This is a genomic window from Vibrio sp. 947, from assembly GCF_033339115.1.
In the GTDB taxonomy this organism is placed as follows: Bacteria; Pseudomonadota; Gammaproteobacteria; order Enterobacterales; family Vibrionaceae; genus Vibrio; species Vibrio alginolyticus.
Genome location: NZ_JAWOTX010000024.1, coordinates 44,948 through 69,868, shown reverse-complemented (window position 1 = coordinate 69,868; position 24,921 = coordinate 44,948). Strand labels below are relative to the sequence as shown.

Here is a 24,921-nt window from a genome sequence, read left to right as displayed (position 1 = left end):
GGGGTAGAGTAACATGGCAAAAGAATTTCTAATCGAGCTAGGTACAGAAGAGCTACCACCAACGCAACTTCGCACACTAGCTGAAGCATTCGCAGCAAACTTCGAAGCAGAACTAAAAGGCGCTGAGCTTGCTCACGAGGGCGTGAAATGGTTCGCGGCACCTCGTCGTCTTGCTCTAAAAGTAGCAGCACTAGCAGACAGCCAGTCTGACAAAGTTGTTGAAAAGCGTGGTCCTGCGGTTTCTGCAGCATTTGACGCAGAAGGCAACCCAACAAAAGCGGCTCAAGGCTGGGCACGCGGTTGTGGCATCACGGTTGACCAAGCAGAGCGCATGGTTACAGACAAAGGTGAATGGCTACTGTTCAAACAAGAAGTGAAAGGTCAGCCAACGTCTGAAATCGTCGTTGAACTTGCAGCGAAAGCACTAGCAAACCTACCTATCGCAAAACCAATGCGCTGGGGTAACAAAACAACTCAGTTCATCCGTCCAGTTAAGACGCTAACCATGCTAATGGGCAGCGACCTAATCGAAGGCGAGATCCTTGGTGTCGCTTCAGACCGCACTATCCGTGGTCACCGCTTCATGGGTGAGCAAGAGTTCACTATCGATTCTGCTGAGCAATACCCTGCGATTCTAGAAGAGCGCGGTAAAGTAATGGCAGATTACGAAGCGCGTAAAGCAATCATCCTAGCTGACGCACAAAAAGCGGCAGCAGCGGTTGGCGGTATCGCTGACCTAGAAGATGACCTAGTAGAAGAAGTAACGTCTCTGGTTGAATGGCCAGTGGTACTAACAGCGAAGTTTGAAGAAGAGTTCCTAAAAGTGCCTTCTGAAGCGTTGGTATACACCATGAAAGGTGACCAAAAATACTTCCCTGTTTACGACGAAAACAAGAAGCTACTACCTAACTTCATCTTCGTATCGAACATCGAATCAAAAGAGCCTCGTTACGTAATCGAAGGTAACGAGAAAGTAGTTCGCCCTCGTCTTGCTGACGCAGAGTTCTTCTTCAACACAGACCGTAAGCGTCCGCTTATCGACCGTCTACCTGAACTAGAGCAAGCGATCTTCCAAAAGCAACTGGCTACGATCAAAGACAAAACAGACCGCATCACAGAACTTGCTGGCTACATTGCTGAGCAAATCGGTGCTGACGTTGAGAAATCAAAGCGTGCTGGTCTACTAGCAAAATGTGACCTAATGACCTCAATGGTATTCGAATTCACGGATACTCAAGGTGTTATGGGTATGCACTATGCTCGCCACGACGGTGAAGCAGAAGAAGTTGCAGTCGCACTGAACGAGCAATACATGCCTCGTTTCGCAGGTGATGAACTACCATCTAACGGCGTTTCAACTGCAGTTGCAATGGCAGACAAGCTAGACACTATCGTAGGTATCTTCGGTATTGGTCAAGCGCCTAAAGGCAGCGACCCATTCGCACTTCGCCGCGCATCTCTAGGTGTACTACGTATCATCGTTGAATACGGCTACAACCTAGATCTTGTTGACCTAGTAGCGAAAGCGAAGTCACTGTTTGGCGACCGCCTAACCAACGACAATGTTGAGCAAGACGTTATCGAGTTCATGCTTGGTCGTTTCCGTGCTTGGTACCAAGACGAAGGCTTCAGCGTAGACATCATTCAAGCGGTTCTAGCTCGTCGTCCGACGAAACCAGCAGACTTCGACCAACGAGTTAAAGCGGTTTCTCACTTCCGTGAACTAGAAGCAGCAGAGTCTCTAGCAGCAGCGAACAAACGTGTAGGTAATATCCTAGCGAAATTCGACGGCGAACTAGCAGCAGACATCGACCTAGCACTTCTACAAAAAGACGCAGAGAAAGCACTAGCAGAAAGCGTTGAAGTAATGACTGAAGCGCTAGAGCCAGCATTTGCTACAGGTAACTACCAAGAAGCCCTAAGCAAGCTAGCTGACCTACGTGAACCAGTTGATGCGTTCTTTGATAACGTAATGGTAATGGCAGACGACGAAGCACTTAAGAAGAACCGTCTGACACTACTGAACAACCTGCGTAACCTGTTCCTACAGATCGCAGACATTTCTTTGCTTCAAAAGTAATTCATTACTCTTCGAAGTGATTAAGAAATAACTAAAAGGGAAGCTGATGCTTCCCTTTTTTGTTGCCTTCAAACCGATGAAGGTGACGCTTATTATTCATTTTGTGAACAAGACTAAAATTTGTAGGGTGAGACGCGTTTAACTTGTTGGTGTAGAGCTCGGATTGTAGAGGCACAGTTTTGCTATAACTGGACTGTTTATTCGGGGGAAGGACACAATGAAAAAAACAATTCTCGCACTCTCTATCGGTCTACTGAGCGCCTGCAGCCAGATACCAGAAAATGCCATCGTATTAAACGTTGGTGATGACACTGTTGTTTTTGAGGAAAACTCACAAGGCTTACTTGTCGCTGAGCAAAAACTCGAAAAAGGCAGCTACACCTTTACCATTGCCGACAGTAAGCAAAGCTGTGGCAGTAGCTTTGCCCTAGCAGAAGAAGATCGCATCAAATTCAATCGTCCATTAAAAATGGATAACTGCGCCACTGACGCACAAATGCCGCTGCGCATCTTCAAAGCCAATACCTATCAATTTACGCTCAATCCAACCACCAATGAGCTGACGGTAAAAATCAAACCAAAACAGAGTCAGGACATCACCTACTCTTGCCCTGTCGCAACTGACACGCCAAAAACCATCAACGTTGCCCAAACCTTTAATGATGGCACTGTCGTTCGTGATGCCTTAACCGGACAAGAAACCACTGTCGCCAATGGCAGCGTCACCATGCAACCGGGTCCTATGAGCCAAGGTCTATTGCTGCTAGAAGAAGTTGAACAGCAAGCCGACAAACCGTTCAGTTGGGACAATGCGACGGTGTACTTCGTCATGACCGACCGCTTCTACAATGGCAACCCAGACAACGACAACAGCTACGGTCGCAGCAAAGACGGAAAATATGAGATTGGTACCTTCCACGGTGGTGACTTAGCGGGTCTAACGAAAAAACTCGATTACATCGAATCACTTGGTGTCAATGCTATCTGGATAACTTCACCACTGGAACAAATCCACGGCTGGGTTGGCGGCGGCGATAAAGGCGACTTTAAGCACTACGGCTACCACGGCTACTACCACCAAGATTGGACCAAGCTTGATGCCAACATGGGCACCGAAGATGAACTCAGAACCTTCGTCGATACCGCCCACAAGAAAGGCATCCGCGTGATTTGGGATGTAGTCATGAACCACACTGGCTACGCAACATTAGCAGACATGCAGGAATTCGGCTTTGGTCAGCTTTACCTTGATGACCAAGAAGCCAAAGAAGTCCTCGGTGAAAAATGGACCGACTGGCAGCCAAAATCAGGACAAAGCTGGCACAGCTTCAACGATTACATCAAATACGGTGATAGCGAAGCGTGGGATAAATGGTGGGGCAAAGATTGGATCCGCACCGACATTGGTGACTACGATGCTCCGGGCTACAACGACATCACCATGTCTTTGAACTACCTACCGGATCTCAAAACCGAATCAACTCAAAAAACCGGACTACCAAACTTCTTCCGCAATAAAGACACCAATGCGCAAGATGAGCTGCAAACCCCGCGTGAGCATCTCATTACGTGGTTATCCGATTGGGTGCGCGACTATGGCATTGATGGCTTCCGTGTCGACACCGCTAAACACGTAGAAATGGAAGCGTGGTCAGAGTTGAAAACCAGCACCACTCAGGCGCTTGCTCAGTGGAAGCAAAACAACCCGGACAAAGCCTTGGATGACCTACCTTTCTGGATGACAGGTGAAGTGTGGGCACACAGCGTAGTGAAGAGCCCGTATTTCGATAACGGCTTCGATTCCATCATCAACTTCGAGTTCCAATCTGACGTAGCACCAAAAGCCCTGAAGTGTTTCGCTCAACTTGATAATGATTACCGCCGCTATGCAGAGCGCATCAATACCGATCCTGAGTTCAATGTGTTGAGCTATCTGTCTTCACACGATACACAGCTGTTTTGGTCGGCTCGCAGCCGCAGTTTTGATGACCAAGCTCGTGCCGCGAATGCACTGATGCTGGCTCCCGGTGCAGTACAGATCTATTACGGTGATGAGATAGCTCGTGATTTTGGCATTACTGGTTCAGACACCCACCAAGGCACACGCTCAGATATGCCATGGGATAAGATTCATGGCGAGCGAGAAGATCTACTGCAACATTGGCAAAAGTTGGGCGAATTCCGTAAACGCCACCCAGCGGTAGCTCAAGGTAAGCACATCACTCGCAACCAAGAAGGTTACTACGCGTTCGAACGCCAATACCAAGACGACAAGGTGCTGATTGTTTACACCGGTGAGTAAATCACACTCTCTCCACCAGCAAGGGAAGCATAAGCTTCCCTTTTTTATTGTTCTTTTTGCCCTTTTGTCTCGTTCCTCTGGTCTGATGACGCACTTTTTTCTTTCTCGGCTTAATTCACACTTTGCGTTAATTACACATTGAGGTAAGGTCAAGGATTACTCGATAAGCCGATAAAACATCGGCATAAACATACACAAAGCAATCACAATGAATTAGGTATAAGTCAGCATGCAGTTCTCAAAGTTTGGTGAAAAATTTAATCAGTATTCAGGTATTACGCAGTTAATGGACGATTTGAATGATGGTCTGCGCACACCAGGTGCCATCATGCTCGGTGGAGGTAATCCTGCCGCCATTCCTGCCATGCTCGATTACTTTCACCAAGCCAGTGAGGAAATGCTCGCCAGTGGGGAGCTCGTCGCCGCCCTCGCCAACTACGATGGCCCGCAGGGTAAAGACGCGTTCGTCAAAGCGCTAGCTCAGTTATTCCGTGAAACTTACGGCTGGGATATTTCCGAAAAAAACATCAGCCTAACTAACGGTAGCCAAAGTGGCTTTTTCTACTTGTTCAACTTGTTGGCAGGTAAACAGCCAGACGGTTCGCACAAGAAAGTGCTACTGCCTATCGCGCCTGAATACATCGGTTATGGTGATGCTGGCATTGATGAAGATATCTTTATCTCTTACCACCCAGAAATCGAGCTGTTAGATAACGGCCTGTTTAAATACCACGTCGATTTTGAGCAACTCGCCGTCGACGACTCTGTTGCGGCAATCTGCGCGTCTCGCCCAACTAACCCAACGGGTAATGTACTAACAGATGAAGAAGTACGTAAGCTGGACAAGCTAGCACGTGAGAACAACATCCCACTGATCATCGATAACGCCTACGGTCTACCTTTCCCGAACATCATCTTTGAAGATGTCGAACCGTTCTGGAATGAAAACACCATCCTATGCATGAGCCTATCTAAGCTTGGTTTACCGGGCGTGCGTTGTGGCATTGTGATTGCGAGTGAAGAAATCACGCAAGCATTAACCAATATGAACGGCATCATCAGCCTAGCGCCGGGCAGTGTTGGTCCAGCGCTGGCAAACCACATCATTGGCAAAGGCGATCTGCTTAAACTAAGCTCAGAGGTCATTAAGCCGTTCTACAAACAGAAGTCACAACGTGCAGTTGAACTACTCCAAGAAGCGATTACCGATGAGCGCTTCCGCATCCACAAGCCAGAAGGCGCTATCTTCTTGTGGTTATGGTTTGATGAACTGCCAATCACAACAATGGAACTGTACCAACGCTTGAAAGCGCGTGGCGTATTGATTGTCCCTGGTGAATATTTCTTTATTGGTCAGCAAGACGAGTGGGATCACGCGCACCAATGCCTGCGTATGAACTACGTTCAAGATGATGAGATGATGCAAAAAGGCATTGCGATTATCGCTGAAGAAGTGGAAAAGGCTTACCGCGAAGGTAAATAGACGGATTGAACTCAGCCGTTCTTCTCTTTGAAATTACGGCTTTGAAATAGCGGATTTGAAAACCCCCAAACTAAAAAGAGCGCCCATATGGCGCTCTTTCTCATTCTATAACCGGGTGGTTAACTGATTAGTTGTTCTCAATCAGGTTGTTGCCACCGATAGCAATCTTACGTGGTTGCATGGCTTCAGGGATTTCACGAACTAAATCGATATGAAGCAGACCGTTTTCCATTGATGCACCCACGACTTTTACGTAATCCGCTAGCTGGAATTTACGTTCAAAATCACGTTCTGCAATACCTTGGTAAACGTAGTTTTTGCCTTCTTCTGCTTTACGTTCGCCCTTCACAATCAACATGTTTTCGTTTTGAGTCAGATCGAGCTGTTCTTCAGCAAAGCCAGCAACGGCCATAGTAATACGGTAGTTGTGCTCGTCTTTTTGCTCAATGTTGTATGGAGGGTAACCGCCAGAAGTATTTTTCGCTGTATTCGCTTCCATCAGGTTTAGCAGACGATCAAAGCCAATTGCATTACGGTATAGTGGTGAGAAATCTACATTACGCATAAATCTATCCTCTTAATTAAGCAATAGTCTTAGTTCAGATGAGTTTCATCCTACTGGCGTGTTTATGCAAAAACCAACGCCGAACTAAGAGATTCTTATCATTCCACTGGCCTTGGTTTGGCTCGGAGACATGATATTGAATCTAAAGGTTTAAGTTGTGTGCTAAAACGCCATATCCTCTTCTGAGCGATCTCGTTTTAGCGATTTCAGAGGGCTGGTCTTCTAGTCTCTAGCAAGCCAGTCACCCTCTTCACAACTAGATATAAGGTCGTCAAAAATGACTTTCAAGGGAAAAAATAAAAAATTTTTAAAGCATCCACTATCCCCTTGAACAGCTTAGTTCCTCATCACTTCGCGATCAGTGATAAAAAGCCCGCCGTTCTGGAGGGCTCAATCTACACTTTACTTGCGGGAGGATTTACGCGCTTTTACAACGCCCTTTTCTGCCGCCTTTTCCTGCTTTAGTTTGCGCTTTTCTTTTAGACTCAACTGCGGTTGTTTCTTTTCTTTCTTACTCATGACTTCACCTCTATTTATTGGCACAACAGACAACCACACAGCATTTTCTGAGCTGGTGGCTGCGATTGATGAACAATTTCAGTAATCACAAAGCAGCGTCGCTGATTAAAAATTTCCACTTCGAGCGCATCATTTTTAGCTCGACCTAACAGTCGAGACCCCAAATAAGAATCGACCGCGAGCATACCTGTCATGGGTTGCCCCTTACGCGAGCTGACCAATGTCATGCGATATTGATAGGCGCGTTCAACATCCACTAAGCGAACCGTGTCCCCAACCGCAATACGAGCTCGGTTACGGCAATGGGCTTGTTGCTCGCAGATTTCAAATAGCGATAACAACCTTAGTGGTGATTGATAGGTTAAAAAGCGACTGGTTAACCACCAAGTTCGCAGCGCCAAGCAGTACGCTGAGAACCAGCGTTCAAACATGATTATTTCCTTCTTAATGCCTTGTCTTACAAATAAATTCAGTGCATTGAACCGGAAGTGCATCACTTCCGGCTTAGTTCAGGAAAGTCATCACCATTTTCTTAGTCTCCTTATTCATCAGCTCTTCAGCACTATAGCGAGCAGAAAAAAGAAAGCAAAAGCGCTCAAGCGAACAAAATGGCGAGAAAAAAAGAAAACAGATATAAAATGGCAGGCTTGATCGGGTTGTTGGCAGTTAGTACCAGAAAAACATCCGCTTTAGCAGAAAGTGGCGATTTTAGCTGGTGGTACAACAAAAAAAGCAGCGATTTCTCGCTGCTTTTTACTATCACGAACAGTGTCGTTATACGTCTAGGTTCGCTACTTTCAGTGCGTTCTCTTCGATGAAGTTACGACGAGGTTCTACTTGGTCACCCATTAGCGTAGTGAACAGTTGATCTGCGCCTACCGCATCTTCAATCGTTACCTGCATCATACGACGAGTTTCTGGGTCCATGGTGGTTTCCCAAAGTTGGTCTGGGTTCATCTCACCTAGACCTTTGTAGCGCTGACGGCTTAAGCCACGCATTGACTCTTTCACTAACCAGTCAAGCGCTTCTGCAAAGTTTGCCACTGGCATAGTACGCTCACCACGTTTGATGTACGCGCCTTCTTCCAGAAGTCCATCAAGTGCTTCTGATAGATCGGCCAACTTGCCGTACTCTTTCGAGTTTAGGAAGTCGATGCTAATTGCATGTTCGTGCGTCACGCCGTGAGTACGAACCACAATCTTAGGCAAGTTTAAGCCTAGCTCTTCGTGCTGCTCAACTTCGTAGCTGTACTGACTTGCACCCACTTCTTTCGCATTCAGCTGTTCAATAAGCTGCTTCGTCCAAGCTTCCACAACTGATGCGTCATGGCATTGCTCTGGCGTTAGGCGAGGAGTGTAAATCAACTCGTTTACCAAAGCACTTGGGTAGCGACGGCTCATACGTTCCGCCAGTTTAATACCCGCATTGTACTGTTGAACAAGCTTCTCTAGTGCTTCACCTGCCAGTGCAGGTGCTTCTGCGTTTACGTGTAGCGATGCATTGTCCAGAGCCAATGATACTTGGTATTGGTTCATCGCTTCTTCATCTTTGATGTACTGCTCTTGTTTGCCTTTTTTCACTTTGTATAGTGGTGGCTGAGCGATGTACACATAGCCACGCTCGATAAGCTCTGGCATTTGACGGTAGAAGAAGGTCAACAGTAGCGTACGGATGTGCGAACCATCGACATCGGCATCGGTCATGATGATGATGTTGTGGTAACGAAGCTTGTCCGGGTTGTACTCGTCACGACCGATACCACAACCTAGTGCGGTGATCAGTGTTGCTACTTCTTGAGAAGATAGCATCTTGTCGAAACGCGCTTTTTCTACGTTAAGAATCTTACCTTTTAGCGGTAGGATCGCTTGGTTCTTACGGTTACGGCCTTGTTTTGCGGAGCCGCCTGCCGAATCACCCTCCACTATGTACAGTTCAGAGAGTGCCGGATCTTTTTCCTGACAGTCTGCAAGTTTACCTGGAAGACCAGCTAGGTCTAGTGCACCTTTACGGCGCGTCATTTCACGAGCTTTACGCGCAGCTTCACGTGCACGTGCTGCATCGATGATTTTCGAACAAACCATCTTCGCTTCTGTCGGGTTCTCAATCAGGAACTCAGACAGTTTTTCACCCATTGCAGACTCAACAGCTGATTTCACTTCAGAAGAAACTAGTTTGTCTTTTGTTTGGCTTGAGAACTTAGGATCAGGCACTTTCACCGAAACAACCGCAGTTAGACCTTCACGCGCATCGTCGCCTGAAGTCGCTGTTTTCGCTTTCTTCGAGAAACCTTCTTTATCCATAAAGCTGTTCAATGTACGTGTTAGCGCAGCACGGAAACCAGCAAGGTGAGTACCACCATCACGCTGTGGGATATTGTTGGTAAAGCAGAAGATGTTCTCTTGGAAACCATCGTTCCATTGCATCGCCACTTCAACTGAAATGCCGTCTTCACGCTCAGAGTTAAAGTGGAAGATTTTTTCGATGATTGGCGTTTTGTTGGTGTTTAGGTGATCAACGAACGCTTGAATACCACCTTCATACATGAAGTGATCATGTTTGTCCGCTTCACGTTCATCAACCAATTTGATCGACACACCAGAGTTCAGGAATGACAGTTCACGCAGGCGTTTCGCCAGAATGTCATAGTGGAACTCTGTGTTAGAGAACGTCTCGGCACTTGGCCAGAAACGAATTTGTGTACCGGTTTTATCCGTATCACCCACAACGGCTAGTGGCGCTTGAGGCTCACCATGGCGGTAGGTTTGCGTATGGATATGGCCACCACGATGAATCGTTAGCTCAACTTTCTCTGATAGTGCGTTTACTACTGAAACACCTACCCCGTGAAGACCACCCGATACTTTGTATGAGTTATCGTCGAACTTACCACCCGCGTGAAGAACCGTCATGATTACTTCTGCTGCAGAGACATTTTCCTCTGAGTGGATTTCTGTTGGAATGCCACGACCATCATCGCTAACGGAAACCGAGTTATCCTCATGAATTGTCACAACGATGTCTTTACAGTGACCTGCCAACGCTTCATCAATTGAGTTATCCACCACCTCGAAAACCATGTGGTGAAGGCCGGTGCCGTCGTCCGTATCGCCGATGTACATTCCTGGACGCTTACGTACCGCATCCAGACCCTTCAGTACCTTAATACTCGATGAATCGTAATTTTCAGACATGAGTTTCTCTCTTCTAGTTTGACTCTATCCTGCCATGTTCCACATGAAACAATTTACCGTTATCGTCCAACATATCGGCGATTTGGCTTTCAGTGATAGAGCTTACAAATACTTGTGCGCCCGTCTCTTTTAAGCAGTCAGCAAGACGCTTGCGACGTTGGCTATCTAATTCCGACGCGAAGTCATCAATTAGGTAAATGCATTGTTTACCGGCCATCTCTGTCAGGTGTTGCCCTTGCGCTACACGCAATGCACACACCATGAGTTTTAATTGACCGCGTGACAGAACATCTTCAACGGGCGTTCCGTTCACTTTAATGCGCAAATCAGCTTTGTTTGGGCCACTAAAGGTGTATCCCAATGCCTGATCACGCTCAAAATTCTTTTCTAGTATCTCGTGGTATGGAGTGTCTTTATCCCAGCCACGATAATACTTCAATTGGATCTCAAATTCTGGCAAAAATGTCTGACAGATAGTTTCTGCGACGGTTTTCATCTGCTCGATGTAACTTGCTCGCCATTGGCTGATGTTTTCAGCCAACCCTGCCATTTCCTGATCCCAATAACTGAGCTCACGATAACTATTGGCGGTTTTCAACAACGCGTTGCGCTGCTTGTTCAGACGCTTGAACCTTCCCCATGCTTGATAAAAAGCGGGCTCGGTATGAAACACGCCCCAATCAATAAACGCACGACGATGTTTAGGGCCATCTGTCAGTAAATCAAACCCTTCTGGGTGTATCAACTGCAGAGGCAGAACTTGTGCCAGCTGCGCTAATTTTTGTCCAGATTGACCGCCTATTTTAACCTCTGTTGAGCCATCACGCTGCTTATTAATGCCGATAGGTAGCTCAAATTGATCCGAGTTCAAAAAACGACCATGAACAAACAGTTCGTCACACTCATTTTGTATCACTCGTCCGGTGAGAGAGCTCTTGAATGAGCGGCCATGCCCGAGCAGATAAACCGCTTCTAAGACACTGGTTTTACCGCTGCCGTTCGGCCCGATAAGAAAGTTAAAGCCTGCTGATAACTCAATATCACAGGCTTTAATGTTTCGAAACTGCTGAATGATGAGACGAGAAAGAGGCATTCAGTTGGCTTATAGACGAATTGGCATCACCACGTACATGGCACTGTCATCGTCGGCATTTTCAATCAATGCGCTAGCGTTAGCATCCGACATCGACACACGTACATTTTCACAACGCAACGTGTTCAGAACATCAAGCACATAGCTTACGTTAAAGCCGATTTCGATGGCGTCACCTTCAAAGGTTACATCAAGCATCTCTTCCGCTTCTTCTTGCTCTGGGTTATTCGCGGTTATGCGCATTTCAGTATCAGCCAGATTCACACGCACGCCACGGAATTTTTCGTTGGAAAGAATCGCAGCACGAGAGAAGGCTTGGCGCAACTCGTCACAACTTGCTATTAGGGTCTTATTGGTGCTCTGAGGCAATACACGGCGGTAGTCAGGGAAACGACCATCAACCAACTTAGAGGTAAAAGTAAAGTTATTCACCTCAGCACGAACATTGGAGCTACCGATCTGAAGTACTACAGGCTGCTCTGGCGCATCCATCAACTTTACTAATTCTTGCACACCTTTGCGTGGCACGATGATTTGCTTCTGCGCAAAGTCTGCACCTAGCTGAGTTTGCGATACCGCCATACGGTGGCCGTCCGTCGCCACGCTGCGTAACGTGGTGCCGTCAATTTCAAACAACATGCCGTTGAGGTAGTAACGAACGTCTTGATTCGCCATCGAGAACTGAGTTTTGTCGATCAGCGTACGTAGATCGGCTTGGCTCAGTGATACTTCCACTTCGCTTTGCCAGTCTTCAATATTAGGGAAATCGTTCGCAGGAAGCGTTGCCAACGAGAAACGGCTGCGACCAGAGCGAACTTGTACGCGATCACCTTCTAATACAAATGTGATGATCGCATCGTCCGGTAAACCACGGCAGATATCGAGAAACTTACGCGAAGGAACGGTAATGCTGCCCGCTTCAAAATCACCTTCTAGCGTCACTTTGCTTACTAACTCTACTTCAAGATCGGTTGCCGTCATCGACAATACGTTCTCTTCTACTTTAATAAGTAGGTTACCCAGGATTGGCAGAGTTGGTCGGCCACCTAAAGCGCCCGAAACCTGCTGTAGCGGTTTGATTAAATGACTACGTTCAATGGTAAATTTCATGCTTGGCTCTTTACGCTGTCAGCTCAATAAATGATTTGCTTAGAATACCGTTATTCTAACCGATTACGAAGACAGGGTGCGAATCAAGTTAGAGTAATCTTCTTTAATGTCGTGGCTCTCTTCACGCAGCTGCTCAATCTTGCGACAAGCATGAAGTACGGTCGTATGATCGCGGCCCCCAAACGCATCGCCAATTTCAGGCAAGCTATGGTTGGTTAGTTCTTTTGCTAACGCCATAGCCAGCTGACGAGGACGCGCTACAGAACGAGAACGACGCTTAGACAGCAAGTCCGCTACTTTAATCTTGTAGTATTCCGCCACGGTCTTTTGAATGTTATCGATAGTCACCAGCTTCTCTTGTAGAGCAAGCAGATCGCGCAGCGCTTCACGAACAAAATCAATCGTAATTGGACGACCAGTAAAGTTCGCGTTCGCGATAACACGGTTCAGTGCACCTTCGAGCTCACGAACGTTCGAACGCAGACGCTTGGCAATAAAGAATGCCACTTCATCAGCAAGGTGGATTTGGTGATCTTCAGCTTTTTTCATCAAGATCGCCACACGCGTTTCAAGCTCAGGCGGCTCGATCGCAACAGTAAGACCCCAACCAAAGCGAGATTTAAGACGATCTTCAACGCCATTAATTTCTTTAGGATAACGGTCAGACGTTAGAATGATCTGCTGATTACCTTCCAATAGTGCGTTGAAGGTATGGAAGAATTCTTCTTGTGAACGTTCTTTATTAGCAAAGAATTGGATGTCATCGATAAGGAGCGCATCCACGCTGCGGTAGTAGCGTTTGAATTCTTCAATCGCATTGTTTTGCAACGCTTTTACCATGTCTTGCACAAAACGTTCTGAGTGCATGTAGACCACTTTTGCGTTCGGGTTGTTATCCACAATCGCGTTACCCACCGCATGCAATAAGTGGGTTTTACCCAAACCCGTGCCGCCGTATAGGAATAGTGGGTTGTAAGCTGCACCTGGGTTATCCGATACCTGACGCGCCGCAGCCAAACCCAGTTGGTTCGACTTACCTTCAACAAAGTTGTCGAACTTGTGTTTTGGGTTCATGTTTGAGCGGTGATTGATAGCCGCAATCGCTTGAGCGTCGTCATCCCAGGTTTTGTGTACTGGCTTACGCGCCTGTAATTGCGCAGGTGCAGATGACTCGGCAGCCACATCTGCAGGCGTACGTGTCGGCGCTGGTTTTGGAGCAGAGACAGGTCGGCTCCCCACTTCAAAGCGTAAGTTAGGAATATCGCCACCGCAGTATTCCTGCAGTAAGCGAGTAATATTGTTCAGATACTTATCACGCACCCAGTCCAACACAAAGCGGTTTGGCGCGAATAGAGTGAGAGTATTGTCATTGAGCTCCGCTTGTAGCGGACGAACCCACATGCTGAATTCTGTAGCTGGTAGCTCTTCTTGAAGCTGCTGCAAACATTGCAGCCAAAGCGAAGATGACACGGTGCCCCCACTGAGTAATTGAATTATCGGAAAAGACTGGCAATTTTACCTGTTGATAACCAAGATCGCCAGCGATTGATCGACGATCCAGTGAATAAGATCCAAGTTATTCACAATTATTTCTGCAAACTTGATGAGATCAACACACCTTGCCCCAAATTTGCCCACACAACGATCCACAATTGGGCAAAATTCACAAGATCGAGCGATTGGTGATAAGTCTGTGTATTATTTTATTCCCAATGTTGATTTTGTCGATCATTTCGCTAGGTTCAGTTCGCATTTTCGTCACATTTAACATTCTTCTTCTATTATCTAATAACTCACAGGTCTAGGTTATTGCTCTTGGTTATTTATTTAATTGAGCTAACTAACAGTAGTATTTCCAACCATAAAATTATGGAGATGTATTATGAAAAACTGGATTAAGGTTGCCGTTGCAGCCATTGCACTGTCGGCAGCAACCGTACAAGCCGCTACTGAAGTCAAAGTTGGTATGTCAGGTCGCTACTTCCCGTTTACTTTTGTAAAGCAAGACAAGCTACAAGGCTTTGAAGTCGACATGTGGGATGAAATCGGTAAACGTAACGATTACAAAATCGAATACGTAACAGCCAACTTCTCTGGTTTATTTGGTCTTTTAGAAACTGGTCGTATCGATACGATCTCCAACCAAATCACCATGACTGATGAGCGTAAAGCTAAATACCTATTTGCTGACCCTTACGTTGTAGATGGCGCACAAATTACCGTGCGTAAAGGCAACGACAGCATCAAAGGTGTTGACGATCTTGCGGGCAAAACCGTTGCGGTGAACCTAGGCTCTAACTTTGAGCAACTGCTGCGTCAATACGACAAAGACGGCAAGATCAACATTAAAACGTACGACACAGGTATCGAACATGACGTGGCGCTCGGTCGTGCAGACGCGTTTGTAATGGATCGTCTTTCTGCGTTAGAGCTGATTAAGAAAACAGGCCTTCCTCTGGAATTGGCAGGCGAACCGTTTGAGACCATTCAAAACGCATGGCCTTTCGTTGACAACGAGAAAGGTCGTAAGCTGCAAGAAGAAGTAAACAAAGCACTGGCTGAGATGCGCGCAGATGGTACAGTAGAGAAAATTTCCGTGAAGTGGTTTGGCGCTGACATCACGAAATAAGAACTCTTTGTACTTTAGGCCGCAAAGTGGTATCACTCTCGGACTAAAATAAACTTACGTAAAGGTGGAACTTGTTTTCCACCTTTTCTTTTCTCTAGCCTTTAGGTAAGCCGTATGGGATTTGACTTTAATTACATGTTGGAACTGCTGCCGATATTGCTGAAATATCTTGGCACAACCATGGAAATGGCGACATGGGGATTGGTGTTTTCGCTGATTTTATCCGTCATTTTAGCCAATATTCGCGTATTTAAACTGCCAGTTCTGGATCAATTAAGCCAACTGTACATCAGCTTCTTCCGTGGCACCCCACTGTTGGTTCAGCTTTTCCTGCTTTATTACGGCTTACCGCAAATTTTTCCATTGATGGTCGGTATCGACGCCTTTTCAGCAGCGGTTATCGGTTTAACGCTGCACTTTGCCGCTTATATGGCGGAAAGTATTCGTGCCGCCATTATTGGCATTGATCGCAGCCAAATGGAAGCGAGCTTATCGGTCGGTATGACGACATCCCAAGCAATGCGCCGAGTGATTTTACCTCAAGCAACGCGTGTCGCACTGCCTTCATTGATGAACTATTTCATCGATATGATCAAGTCAACGTCTCTCGCTTTCACGCTTGGTGTGGCCGAAATCATGGCGAAAGCACAGATGGAAGCCTCATCAAGTTTCCGTTTCTTTGAAGCTTTCCTTGCGGTTGCTCTTATTTACTGGGGCGTGGTGGTAATTCTGACTCGCGTACAAATCTGGGCAGAAGCAAAACTGAATAAGGCGTACGTACGATGATTAAGTTAGAAAATATTCACAAACGTTTTGGTGAGACTGAAGTGCTGAAAGGCATCGACCTCGATATTAAGCAAGGTGAGATCATCGTGATTATCGGCTCAAGTGGTACGGGTAAATCAACCTTGCTGCGTACGGTGAACTTTCTAGAACAAGCAGATGAAGGTCGTATCACGATAGATGACATCTCCGTTGATACTCAAAAACACACTAAAGCCGAAGTATTAGCGCTGCGTCGTCGAACTGGCTTTGTGTTCCAAAACTATGCCCTGTTTGCCCATATGAATGCGCGCCAGAACATTGCCGAAGGTCTAGTGACCGTTCGAGGTTGGAAAAAAGCCGATGCTCTCAAACGAGCGCAACAAATTCTGGATGACATCGGCCTTGGGGATAAAGGCGATAGTTATCCAGCGGCATTATCTGGCGGCCAACAACAACGCGTGGGTATCGGCCGAGCGATGGCGCTGCAACCAGAACTGCTGTTGTTTGACGAACCAACTTCTGCGCTGGATCCTGAATGGGTCGGTGAAGTTCTCTCATTAATGAAGAAGTTAGCTAATCAGCATCAAACCATGCTGGTGGTGACGCACGAGATGCAATTCGCGAAAGAAGTCGCTGATAGAGTGATCTTCATGGCGGAAGGCAATATCGTTGAGCAAGGTTCTCCACAGGATATCTTCGATAATCCACAAGATCCTCGTTTGAAAAAATTCCTTAACCAAGTAGGAATAGAGTAACGATCAAGCATCAGGATCGATTGATCCTTGAGATTTTACTCACACTACGTATAATCGCCCGGCCGGAATTTCGTACTCATTGAGTCATTGACACATTATGTGAGTGTGATTACAATTCCGCCTCTTTGTTGAGAGGCGTCGGTTGTCCTTCTCTATATAAAGAGCTTCTTTATATAAGAAAGCAAATACCCACGCCGGGTTTAACAAGAACCTAAAACTACTGATCAGTAAAGGTAATTATCATGAAACGCACTTTTCAACCTACAGTTCTAAAGCGCAAGCGTACTCACGGCTTCCGTGCTCGCATGGCAACTAAGAACGGTCGTAAAGTTATCAACGCACGTCGTGCAAAAGGCCGTGCGCGCCTATCAAAATAATCGCTAGTTTATTTTGAACACGTACGCGTTTAATCGGGAGTTACGTTTGTTAACTCCCGAGCATTATCAAAACGTCTTCCAGCAAGCTCATCGAGCTGGCTCGCCTCATTTCACCATCATTGCTCGCAATAACAAACTTTCTCACCCACGATTAGGTTTAGCGGTTCCCAAAAAGCAAATCAAAACGGCTGTCGGTCGTAACCGATTTAAGCGTTTGGCTCGTGAAAGCTTTCGTAACAATCAACATCAGCTTCCAAACAAAGATTTTGTTGTGATTGCGAAGAAAAGCGCGCAAGATTTAAGCAATGAGGAAATTTTTAAGTTGTTTGATAAGCTATGGCAACGCCTGTCTCGCCCTTCACGTGGATAGCCATTGGGCTCGTTTATCTGTATCGCTGGTTTATCAGCCCTTTGATTGGTCCTCGTTGCCGGTTCACACCAACCTGTTCCACTTACGCGCTAGAAGCTTTGAGAGCTCACGGTTTTGTAAAAGGATGTTGGTTATCAGGCAAACGTCTATTAAAATGCCACCCTTTGAATGAAGGGGGGTATGACCCCGTTCCACCAGTCCAAAAACAAGACAGAGATAACTAACGATGGATTCTCAACGTAATATCCTGCTCATCGGTTTGGCCCTGGTTTCTTTTTTGCTGTTTCAACAATGGCAAGTTGCAAAGAATCCAGAACCTCAAGCAGTTGAACAGGCTCAATCAAGCAGCACTCTACCTGCACCATCTTTTGCTGATGAACTTGACCCAGTTCCTGGTCAACAGCAAGCTTCTGCAAAAACTATCACAGTAACGACTGATGTTTTAACTCTGTCGATCGACACCGTTGGTGGCGATGTGGTACATGCCAACCTTAACGAATACTCTGCTGAGTTAGATTCATCAGATTCCTTTGTTCTGCTTAAAGACGCTCAAGGTCACCAATTTATCGCTCAAAGCGGTCTAGTGGGCCCTCAAGGTATCGACTTGAGCAGCACAAATCGCCCTCACTACAACGTAAGTGCAGACAGCTTCACAATGGCTGACGGTCAAGATGAACTTCGCGTTCCGATGACATTCACTGCAAACGGTATCGAATACACCAAAACTTACATCTTTAAACGCGGCAGCTACGCGCTTAATGTTGAATACGATGTAGTGAACAACTCAGGCAACAACGCAACATTTGGTATGTACGCTCACCTACGTCAAAACCTAATGGACGATGGTGGTAGCATTACAATGCCTACTTACCGTGGTGGCGCATACTCAACAGAAGATACGCGTTACAAGAAGTACAGCTTTGATGATATGCAGGATCGCAACCTGTCTCTTAACCTAGCCGATGGCCAAGGTTGGGCAGCAATGATTCAGCACTACTTTGCCGCAGCTTGGATCCCACGTAACGAACCAGGTACTAACCTATACACTCGTGTAATTGGCAACCTAGGCGACATCGGCGTTCGTATGCCGAACAAAACTATCGCAACAGGCGATCAGGCTAAGTTTGAAGCAACACTTTGGGTTGGTCCAAAACTGCAAGATGAAATGGCAGAAGTGGCACCTAACCTAGACCTAGTAGTGGACTACGGCTGGTTATGGTTCATTGCGAAGCCTCTTCATATGTTGCTTTCATTCATCCAGAGCTTTGTTGGCAACTGGGGTGTGGCAATCATCTGTCTGACCTTCATCGTTCGTGGTGCAATGTACCCACTAACAAAAGCGCAATACACGTCTATGGCGAAAATGCGCATGCTACAGCCTAAGCTGCAAGCAATGCGTGAGCGTATCGGTGATGACCGTCAGCGCATGAGCCAAGAAATGATGGAACTGTACAAGAAAGAGAAAGTGAACCCACTAGGTGGCTGTTTACCTCTTATCCTACAGATGCCTATTTTCATCGCGCTTTACTGGGCACTAATGGAATCGGTAGAGCTACGTCACTCTCCATTCTTCGGTTGGATTCATGACCTTTCAGCACAGGACCCTTACTACATCCTGCCGCTATTGATGGGTGCGTCTATGTTCCTAATCCAGAAGATGAGCCCGACAACGGTAACGGATCCAATGCAGCAGAAGATCATGACCTTTATGCCGGTTATGTTTACCTTCTTCTTCTTGTTCTTCCCATCAGGTCTCGTTCTGTACTGGTTGGTGTCGAACATCGTAACGCTTATCCAGCAAACTCTGATCTACAAAGGATTAGAGAAAAAAGGCTTACACAGCAAGTAACCTTTTAGGAAATGATTGAGAAAGGCGGCCAAAAGGTCGCCTTTTTGTTTTTGGCTGATTACAATTCAGCTAATTAATTGTGATGGCTCCCTAGGTATCTTCCCTATAGCCCAGCTCAAAAGGCAAAATTATGACTACAGATACGATTGTCGCTCAAGCGACCGCGCCTGGTCGTGGCGGTGTCGGTATTATTCGAGTTTCTGGCCCTAAAGCCAACCAAGTGGCGTTAGAAGTCACTGGCAAAACACTAAAGCCTCGCTACGCAGAGTACCTGCCGTTTAAGTCAGAAGATGGCACTGTGCTTGATCAGGGCATCGCACTGTACTTCCCTAACCCACACTCATTTACAGGTGAAGACGTACTTGAGCTGCAAGGCCATGGCGGCCCTGTCGTGATGGATATGCTGATAAAACGCATTCTAGGTATAGATGGTATTCGAGCTGCTCGCCCTGGTGAGTTCTCTGAACGCGCATTTCTGAACGATAAACTCGACCTCGCTCAAGCCGAGGCGATCGCAGACCTCATTGATGCCAGTTCTGAAGAAGCAGCAAAATCGGCACTGCAATCCTTACAGGGCGCATTTTCAGGCCGCATTAATACCTTAGTTGAGTCGCTGATTCATTTGCGTATCTATGTTGAAGCAGCCATCGACTTCCCTGAAGAAGAGATCGACTTTTTGGCCGACGGTAAAGTGGCTGGTGACCTACAAGCCATCATCGACAACCTAGATGCGGTGCGCAAAGAAGCTAACCAAGGCGCTATTATGCGTGAAGGGATGAAAGTCGTGATTGCGGGTCGTCCAAATGCGGGCAAATCAAGCCTGCTGAACGCACTATCGGGTAAAGAGTCTGCAATCGTAACCGACATAGCAGGAACCACGCGTGATGTACTGCGTGAGCACATCCATATTGATGGCATGCCACTACACATCATTGATACAGCAGGTTTGCGTGATGCTTCCGATGAAGTAGAGAAAATCGGTATCGAACGTGCGTGGGATGAAATAGCCCAAGCAGACCGCGTGTTGTTCATGGTAGATGGCACAACAACCGATGCCACCGATCCGAAAGATATCTGGCCAGATTTTGTGGATCGCCTACCAGACAACATTGGCATAACGGTGATCCGTAATAAAGCGGATCAAACGGGTGAAGATATGGGGATCTGCCACGTCAATAACCCTACCCTTATCCGTTTGTCAGCGAAGACTGGTGCAGGAGTTGAAGCTCTGCGCGATCATCTCAAGGAGTGTATGGGCTTCTCTGGCAACAGTGAAGGTGGGTTTATGGCTCGTCGTCGTCATCTCGATGCATTAGAACGTGCCGCACAGCACCTTCAAATAGGCCAGGAGCAGCTTGAAGGCTATATGGCTGGTGAAATATTGGCTGAAGAGCTACGCATCACCCAACAACATCTCAATGAGATTACCGGTGAGTTCAGTTCTGACGACTTACTGGGACGAATCTTCTCTTCATTCTGTATCGGGAAGTAAATAATCGAACGCGCGGTGCTGAGCTTAACTCACACCGCGTTTCTTTTTGTACGGCAAGCCATCCATGAGCTTTAGCCGTCGCATTCAATAAGGAAGAAGTATGATCCACATTATTACAGGCAGCACGTTAGGTGGCGCAGAATACGTAGGGGATCACCTGAGTGATCTACTCAACGAGAATGGATTTGAAACAACGATCCACAACCAGCCTTCCCTCAGTGATATCGAAAATCAAGGTACGTGGTTGGTGATCACCTCTACACATGGAGCTGGTGAGTATCCTGATAATATCCAACCTTTTATCGCAGCATTACAAAATACACCGCCAAAAATGACTGATGTAAAATTTGCGGTGATTGCGATTGGTGACTCTAGCTACGATACGTTCTGTGCCGCAGGTCAACACGCTTATGATTTATTAGAGGATATTGGTGCAACCCCTCTCGCAGATTGCTTTAAAATCGATGTACTGAGCCATGATGTGCCAGAAGACGCCGCAGAGATGTGGTTAAAAGAGAATATCGAACGTTTTTAAACTCACGACTTTCCCTTCAACAGAGTCGAAATTCGGCTCTGTTTTCTCCCATGTGAATAACTCCCACCAAATTATTTTGTTTAACCGCTCAAAAACCAACCAAACAGACTGTGGATAACTACAATAAGATCCAGTGATTTTCCTTTAGTTATCCCAATAACAACTTTGATCAATTTTATCTCCTGTGTATAACCACCACTTTTGATCCCAGGTAATCCTCGATCTGATCCAATCATGATCACAAGATATAATCCAAAGAAGATCCATGATCTTGTTGATCATTTTTAGGTTATCCACAGAAACGGTCGATCCTAATAGTAGATCTAATAAAAGATCATATATATAGATCTTATATATATTTATCTTGAAGCTTAAAACGGATAAAACGAGAAAACGTTTTTCTCTCTGGCATAAAGCAGGTAAAATACGGCTCCTTTATCTGTCCATTAAATCCCTTTGAATACCTGAGGTCAGTTCATGCTTTATCACGAAAACTTTGACGTCATTGTTGTCGGTGGCGGACACGCAGGAACGGAAGCCGCGCTCGCATCTGCACGCACAGGACAAAAAACGCTTCTCCTTACCCATAACATCGATACATTAGGCCAGATGTCTTGTAATCCGGCGATCGGTGGTATTGGTAAAGGTCACTTAGTAAAAGAAGTAGATGCTATGGGCGGTTTGATGGCTGAAGCCATCGACCATGCAGGTATTCAGTTTCGTACACTAAATGCCTCCAAAGGTCCTGCAGTACGAGCAACTCGAGCTCAAGCCGATCGCGCTCTGTACAAAGCGTACGTTCGTAATGCATTAGAAAATGCGCCTAACTTAACGTTGTTCCAGCAGTCAGTTGATGATCTGATTGTTGAACAAGATCGCGCAGTTGGTGTGGTAACTCAAATGGGACTTCGCTTCCATGCGAAAGCCGTTGTGCTAACCGTGGGTACCTTCCTTGGTGGTAAGATCCACATAGGTATGGAAAGCTCGTCTGGTGGTCGTGCCGGGGATCCACCATCGATCGCATTAGCGGATCGACTGCGTGAACTGCCGTTCCGTGTGGATCGTTTAAAAACAGGTACTCCACCGCGCATTGATGCTCGTACTGTTGATTTTTCAGTGCTAGAAGCTCAGCACGGTGATAACCCAACGCCTGTATTCTCGTTCATGGGCAAACGTGAACAGCATCCGCGTCAGATTCCATGTTTCATCACCCACACCAATGAACAAACTCACGATGTGATCCGCAGTAACTTGGATCGCAGTCCAATGTACGCAGGTGTGATTGAAGGTATTGGTCCTCGTTACTGTCCGTCTATTGAAGACAAAGTGATGCGTTTCGCTGACAAAAACAGCCACCAAATCTTCATTGAGCCAGAAGGCCTAACCACGCACGAGTTATACCCTAATGGTATCTCGACCAGCTTGCCATTTGATGTGCAAGTACAAATCGTGCGCTCAATGAAAGGGTTTGAAAATGCACACATCGTTCGCCCAGGTTATGCGATTGAATATGATTTCTTCGATCCACGTGATTTGAAGCAAACGTACGAGACGAAGTTCATCCATGGTTTGTTCTTTGCTGGCCAGATTAATGGCACGACTGGCTACGAAGAAGCCGCAGCGCAAGGCTTGATGGCCGGTCTAAATGCAAGCTTGTTTAGCCAAGACAAAGAAGGCTGGAGCCCACGTCGTGACCAAGCTTACATGGGCGTGTTGATTGATGACTTATCGACCATGGGTACCAAAGAGCCGTACCGCATGTTCACTTCTCGTGCGGAATACCGCCTGCTACTTCGTGAAGATAACGCCGATTTACGTTTAACGGAAAAAGCGCGCGAGCTAGGCTTGATTGATGATGTTCGTTGGGCTCGCTTTAACGAGAAAATCAACAATATGGAAACGGAGCGTCAGCGTTTGAAAGCAACGTGGATGAATCCGAAGTCAGAGGGTGTTGATGAGCTGAACAAGCTGCTGAAAACCCCAATGGCCCGTGAAGCGAGTGGTGAGGATCTTCTGCGTCGTCCAGAGATCACTTATTCGCAACTGACGCAACTTGAAGCGTTTGCTCCTGCACTTGAAGATCAGCAAGCGGCTGAGCAAGTTGAAATTCAAGTGAAATACGATGGTTACATCAAGCGTCAGCAGGAAGAGATCGAAAAATCACTGCGTCACGAAAATACCAAGTTACCTGCTGATTTGGATTACCGCGATGTAAAAGGTTTATCAAACGAAGTCGTTGCTAAACTGAGCGAGGCCAAACCAGAGAGCATCGGTATTGCATCACGCATTTCTGGTATTACGCCTGCTGCAATTTCTATTCTACTTGTTCACTTGAAAAAGCATGGTTTGCTGAAGAAAGGTGAGGAAGAATAATGAGCGCATTGCGAACAAAGCTGGATTCACTGATCGCGAAAACCGATTTGGAAGTGTCAGAACAGCAACGAGAGCAGTTAGTTGGTTATGTCGAACTGCTCGACAAATGGAACAAAGCGTACAATTTAACATCGGTACGTGATCCGCTTGATATGTTAGTGAAACATATTCTTGATAGTATCGTTGTAAGCGCACACCTGCCCGGTGAGCGCTTCATTGATGTTGGTACTGGTCCGGGGTTACCGGGCATCCCTTTGGCAATAATGAACCCTGAGAAAACCTTCTTTTTGCTCGACAGTCTTGGCAAACGCATTCGTTTTATCAAGCAAGTCGTGCACACATTAGGGCTGAAAAACGTGACACCAATTCAAAGTCGCGTCGAAGAATTCCAACCTGAAGAAAAATTTGATGGCGTTTTGAGTCGAGCTTTTGCTTCAATGACAGACATGGTGGAATGGTGCCACCATTTGCCGAAACAAGAGCACGGGGTGTTTCTAGCGCTGAAAGGACAGCACCCTAAAGATGAAATGGATCAGCTTCCTGAATGGTGCAGTGTGACAGAGATCATATCTTTGGCTGTTCCTGAGTTGGAAGGTGATCGTCATCTAGTAATCTTATCGCGCAAGGAAAATTAGCGAGGTAATCGTGGGTAAAATTGTAGCAATCGCCAACCAGAAAGGTGGGGTCGGCAAAACAACAACGTGCATTAACTTAGCGGCTTCGATGGCGGCAACAAAGCGCAAGGTTTTGGTGATCGATCTCGACCCGCAAGGCAATGCTACGATGGCCAGTGGCGTGGATAAGTATATGGTCGATGCCACCGCATACGATCTTTTGGTCGAAGATACACCGTTCGATCAAGTCGTTTGTACCCAAACAACAGGGAAGTATGATTTGATCGCGGCGAACGGAGACGTAACCGCGGCAGAAATCAAATTGATGGAAGTTTTCGCTCGTGAAGTGCGTCTAAAAAATGCATTGTCGTCAGTTCGCGATAACTATGATTTCATCTTTATTGATTGTCCTCCTTCTCTAAACCTTCTTACAATCAATGCGATGGCGGCAGCTGACTCTGTGCTGGTGCCGATGCAATGTGAATACTTTGCGTTAGAAGGTTTAACTGCTCTTATGGATACAATCAGCAAGTTAGCGGCTGTTGTGAATGAAAACCTAAAAATCGAAGGTTTATTGCGTACCATGTACGACCCACGCAACCGCTTATCGAATGAAGTATCCGATCAACTTAAAAAACACTTTGGGAATAAAGTTTACCGTACTGTCATTCCGCGTAATGTTCGTTTGGCTGAAGCGCCAAGTCACGGTAAGCCAGCAATGTACTACGATAAGTACTCCGCAGGTGCCAAAGCGTATCTTGCTCTAGCGGGCGAAATGCTCCGCCGCGAAGAAATCCCAGTTTAACTCTAACCTAAGG

At 46.5% G+C, this 24,921-nt stretch carries 21 protein-coding genes; 15 read left to right on the top strand and 6 right to left on the bottom strand.

Annotated elements, in window-relative coordinates; genetic code table 11:
- Positions 1 to 13 precede the first annotated feature (13 nt).
- The 3 genes from glyS to R7Q39_RS23175 all read left to right on the top strand — a co-directional run bounded on the left by glyS (position 14) and on the right by R7Q39_RS23175 (position 5,865).
- A complete protein-coding gene (gene glyS, locus R7Q39_RS23185; protein WP_318076913.1) occupies positions 14 to 2,080 on the top strand; it encodes a glycine--tRNA ligase subunit beta in 2,067 nt (688 codons plus the stop codon).
- Between the two features lie 217 nt (positions 2,081 to 2,297).
- Positions 2,298 to 4,382: an alpha-amylase gene (locus R7Q39_RS23180; RefSeq protein ID WP_318076912.1), complete on the top strand. Its 2,085-nt coding sequence runs from the start codon at positions 2,298 to 2,300 to the stop codon at positions 4,380 to 4,382.
- Positions 4,383 to 4,611: 229 nt separating this feature from the next.
- On the top strand, positions 4,612 to 5,865 hold the full coding sequence (locus tag R7Q39_RS23175; RefSeq protein ID WP_213986832.1) for a valine--pyruvate transaminase: 1,254 nt from the start codon (positions 4,612 to 4,614) through the stop codon (positions 5,863 to 5,865).
- A gap of 127 nt (positions 5,866 to 5,992) precedes the next feature.
- Here the strand turns inward: R7Q39_RS23175 and R7Q39_RS23170 are convergent, their stop codons facing one another.
- The 6 genes from R7Q39_RS23170 to dnaA form a co-directional block, all read right to left on the bottom strand.
- Entirely contained in the window at positions 5,993 to 6,430 is a 438-nt protein-coding gene (locus tag R7Q39_RS23170) for an Hsp20 family protein (protein WP_005378857.1), read from the bottom strand.
- Positions 6,431 to 6,963: 533 nt separating this feature from the next.
- On the bottom strand, positions 6,964 to 7,380 hold the full coding sequence (locus R7Q39_RS23165) for a GreA/GreB family elongation factor (protein ID WP_017635594.1): 417 nt from the start codon (positions 7,378 to 7,380) through the stop codon (positions 6,964 to 6,966).
- A gap of 343 nt (positions 7,381 to 7,723) precedes the next feature.
- On the bottom strand, positions 7,724 to 10,141 hold the full coding sequence (gene gyrB, locus R7Q39_RS23160) for a DNA topoisomerase (ATP-hydrolyzing) subunit B (RefSeq protein ID WP_005378841.1): 2,418 nt from the start codon (positions 10,139 to 10,141) through the stop codon (positions 7,724 to 7,726).
- 13 nt (positions 10,142 to 10,154) lie between these two features.
- Entirely contained in the window at positions 10,155 to 11,234 is a 1,080-nt protein-coding gene (gene recF, locus R7Q39_RS23155) for a DNA replication/repair protein RecF (RefSeq protein ID WP_005378839.1), read from the bottom strand.
- 9 nt (positions 11,235 to 11,243) lie between these two features.
- Entirely contained in the window at positions 11,244 to 12,344 is a 1,101-nt protein-coding gene (dnaN, locus tag R7Q39_RS23150) for a DNA polymerase III subunit beta (RefSeq protein WP_318076911.1), read from the bottom strand.
- A gap of 63 nt (positions 12,345 to 12,407) precedes the next feature.
- Positions 12,408 to 13,814 carry a chromosomal replication initiator protein DnaA gene (dnaA, locus tag R7Q39_RS23145; protein WP_005378835.1) on the bottom strand — a complete coding sequence of 469 codons (1,407 nt, stop codon included), beginning with the start codon at positions 13,812 to 13,814 and terminating at the stop codon, positions 12,408 to 12,410.
- Between the two features lie 412 nt (positions 13,815 to 14,226).
- On the opposite strand from dnaA, the gene R7Q39_RS23140 reads away from it, so the two are divergent.
- From R7Q39_RS23140 to R7Q39_RS23085, 12 genes are all read left to right on the top strand, one after another.
- Positions 14,227 to 14,973, top strand: coding sequence for an amino acid ABC transporter substrate-binding protein (locus tag R7Q39_RS23140; RefSeq protein WP_005378831.1), 747 nt, complete (start codon positions 14,227 to 14,229; stop codon positions 14,971 to 14,973).
- 114 nt (positions 14,974 to 15,087) lie between these two features.
- Entirely contained in the window at positions 15,088 to 15,759 is a 672-nt protein-coding gene (locus tag R7Q39_RS23135) for an amino acid ABC transporter permease (protein ID WP_005378829.1), read from the top strand.
- Positions 15,756 to 16,493, top strand: a complete 738-nt coding sequence (locus tag R7Q39_RS23130; protein ID WP_005378827.1) for an amino acid ABC transporter ATP-binding protein — start codon at positions 15,756 to 15,758, stop codon at positions 16,491 to 16,493. The genes R7Q39_RS23135 and R7Q39_RS23130 overlap by 4 nt, the downstream gene beginning before the upstream one ends.
- A gap of 242 nt (positions 16,494 to 16,735) precedes the next feature.
- Positions 16,736 to 16,870, top strand: a complete 135-nt coding sequence (rpmH, locus tag R7Q39_RS23125) for a 50S ribosomal protein L34 (protein ID WP_005378825.1) — start codon at positions 16,736 to 16,738, stop codon at positions 16,868 to 16,870.
- A gap of 46 nt (positions 16,871 to 16,916) precedes the next feature.
- Complete coding sequence (gene rnpA / locus R7Q39_RS23120) at positions 16,917 to 17,240, top strand: ribonuclease P protein component (RefSeq protein WP_005394102.1); 324 nt, start codon at positions 16,917 to 16,919, stop codon at positions 17,238 to 17,240.
- Positions 17,207 to 17,464 (top strand): membrane protein insertion efficiency factor YidD, encoded by a 258-nt coding sequence (gene yidD / locus R7Q39_RS23115; RefSeq protein WP_005378822.1) that lies wholly within the window; start codon positions 17,207 to 17,209, stop codon positions 17,462 to 17,464. The genes rnpA and yidD overlap by 34 nt, the downstream gene beginning before the upstream one ends.
- A 2-nt stretch (positions 17,465 to 17,466) precedes the next feature.
- Positions 17,467 to 19,089, top strand: coding sequence for a membrane protein insertase YidC (yidC, locus tag R7Q39_RS23110; RefSeq protein ID WP_005383834.1), 1,623 nt, complete (start codon positions 17,467 to 17,469; stop codon positions 19,087 to 19,089).
- 130 nt (positions 19,090 to 19,219) lie between these two features.
- A complete protein-coding gene (mnmE, locus tag R7Q39_RS23105; protein ID WP_005383836.1) occupies positions 19,220 to 20,581 on the top strand; it encodes a tRNA uridine-5-carboxymethylaminomethyl(34) synthesis GTPase MnmE in 1,362 nt (453 codons plus the stop codon).
- Positions 20,582 to 20,681: 100 nt separating this feature from the next.
- Positions 20,682 to 21,116: an FMN-binding protein MioC gene (gene mioC, locus R7Q39_RS23100; protein ID WP_005378900.1), complete on the top strand. Its 435-nt coding sequence runs from the start codon at positions 20,682 to 20,684 to the stop codon at positions 21,114 to 21,116.
- Positions 21,117 to 21,593: 477 nt separating this feature from the next.
- On the top strand, positions 21,594 to 23,489 hold the full coding sequence (gene mnmG, locus R7Q39_RS23095) for a tRNA uridine-5-carboxymethylaminomethyl(34) synthesis enzyme MnmG (protein WP_005378901.1): 1,896 nt from the start codon (positions 21,594 to 21,596) through the stop codon (positions 23,487 to 23,489).
- Positions 23,489 to 24,124 (top strand): 16S rRNA (guanine(527)-N(7))-methyltransferase RsmG, encoded by a 636-nt coding sequence (rsmG, locus tag R7Q39_RS23090; protein ID WP_005378902.1) that lies wholly within the window; start codon positions 23,489 to 23,491, stop codon positions 24,122 to 24,124. Before mnmG ends, rsmG begins: the two co-directional genes overlap by 1 nt.
- A 10-nt stretch (positions 24,125 to 24,134) precedes the next feature.
- On the top strand, positions 24,135 to 24,908 hold the full coding sequence (locus R7Q39_RS23085; protein ID WP_005383838.1) for a ParA family protein: 774 nt from the start codon (positions 24,135 to 24,137) through the stop codon (positions 24,906 to 24,908).
- The last annotated feature ends 13 nt before the right edge of the window (positions 24,909 to 24,921 follow it).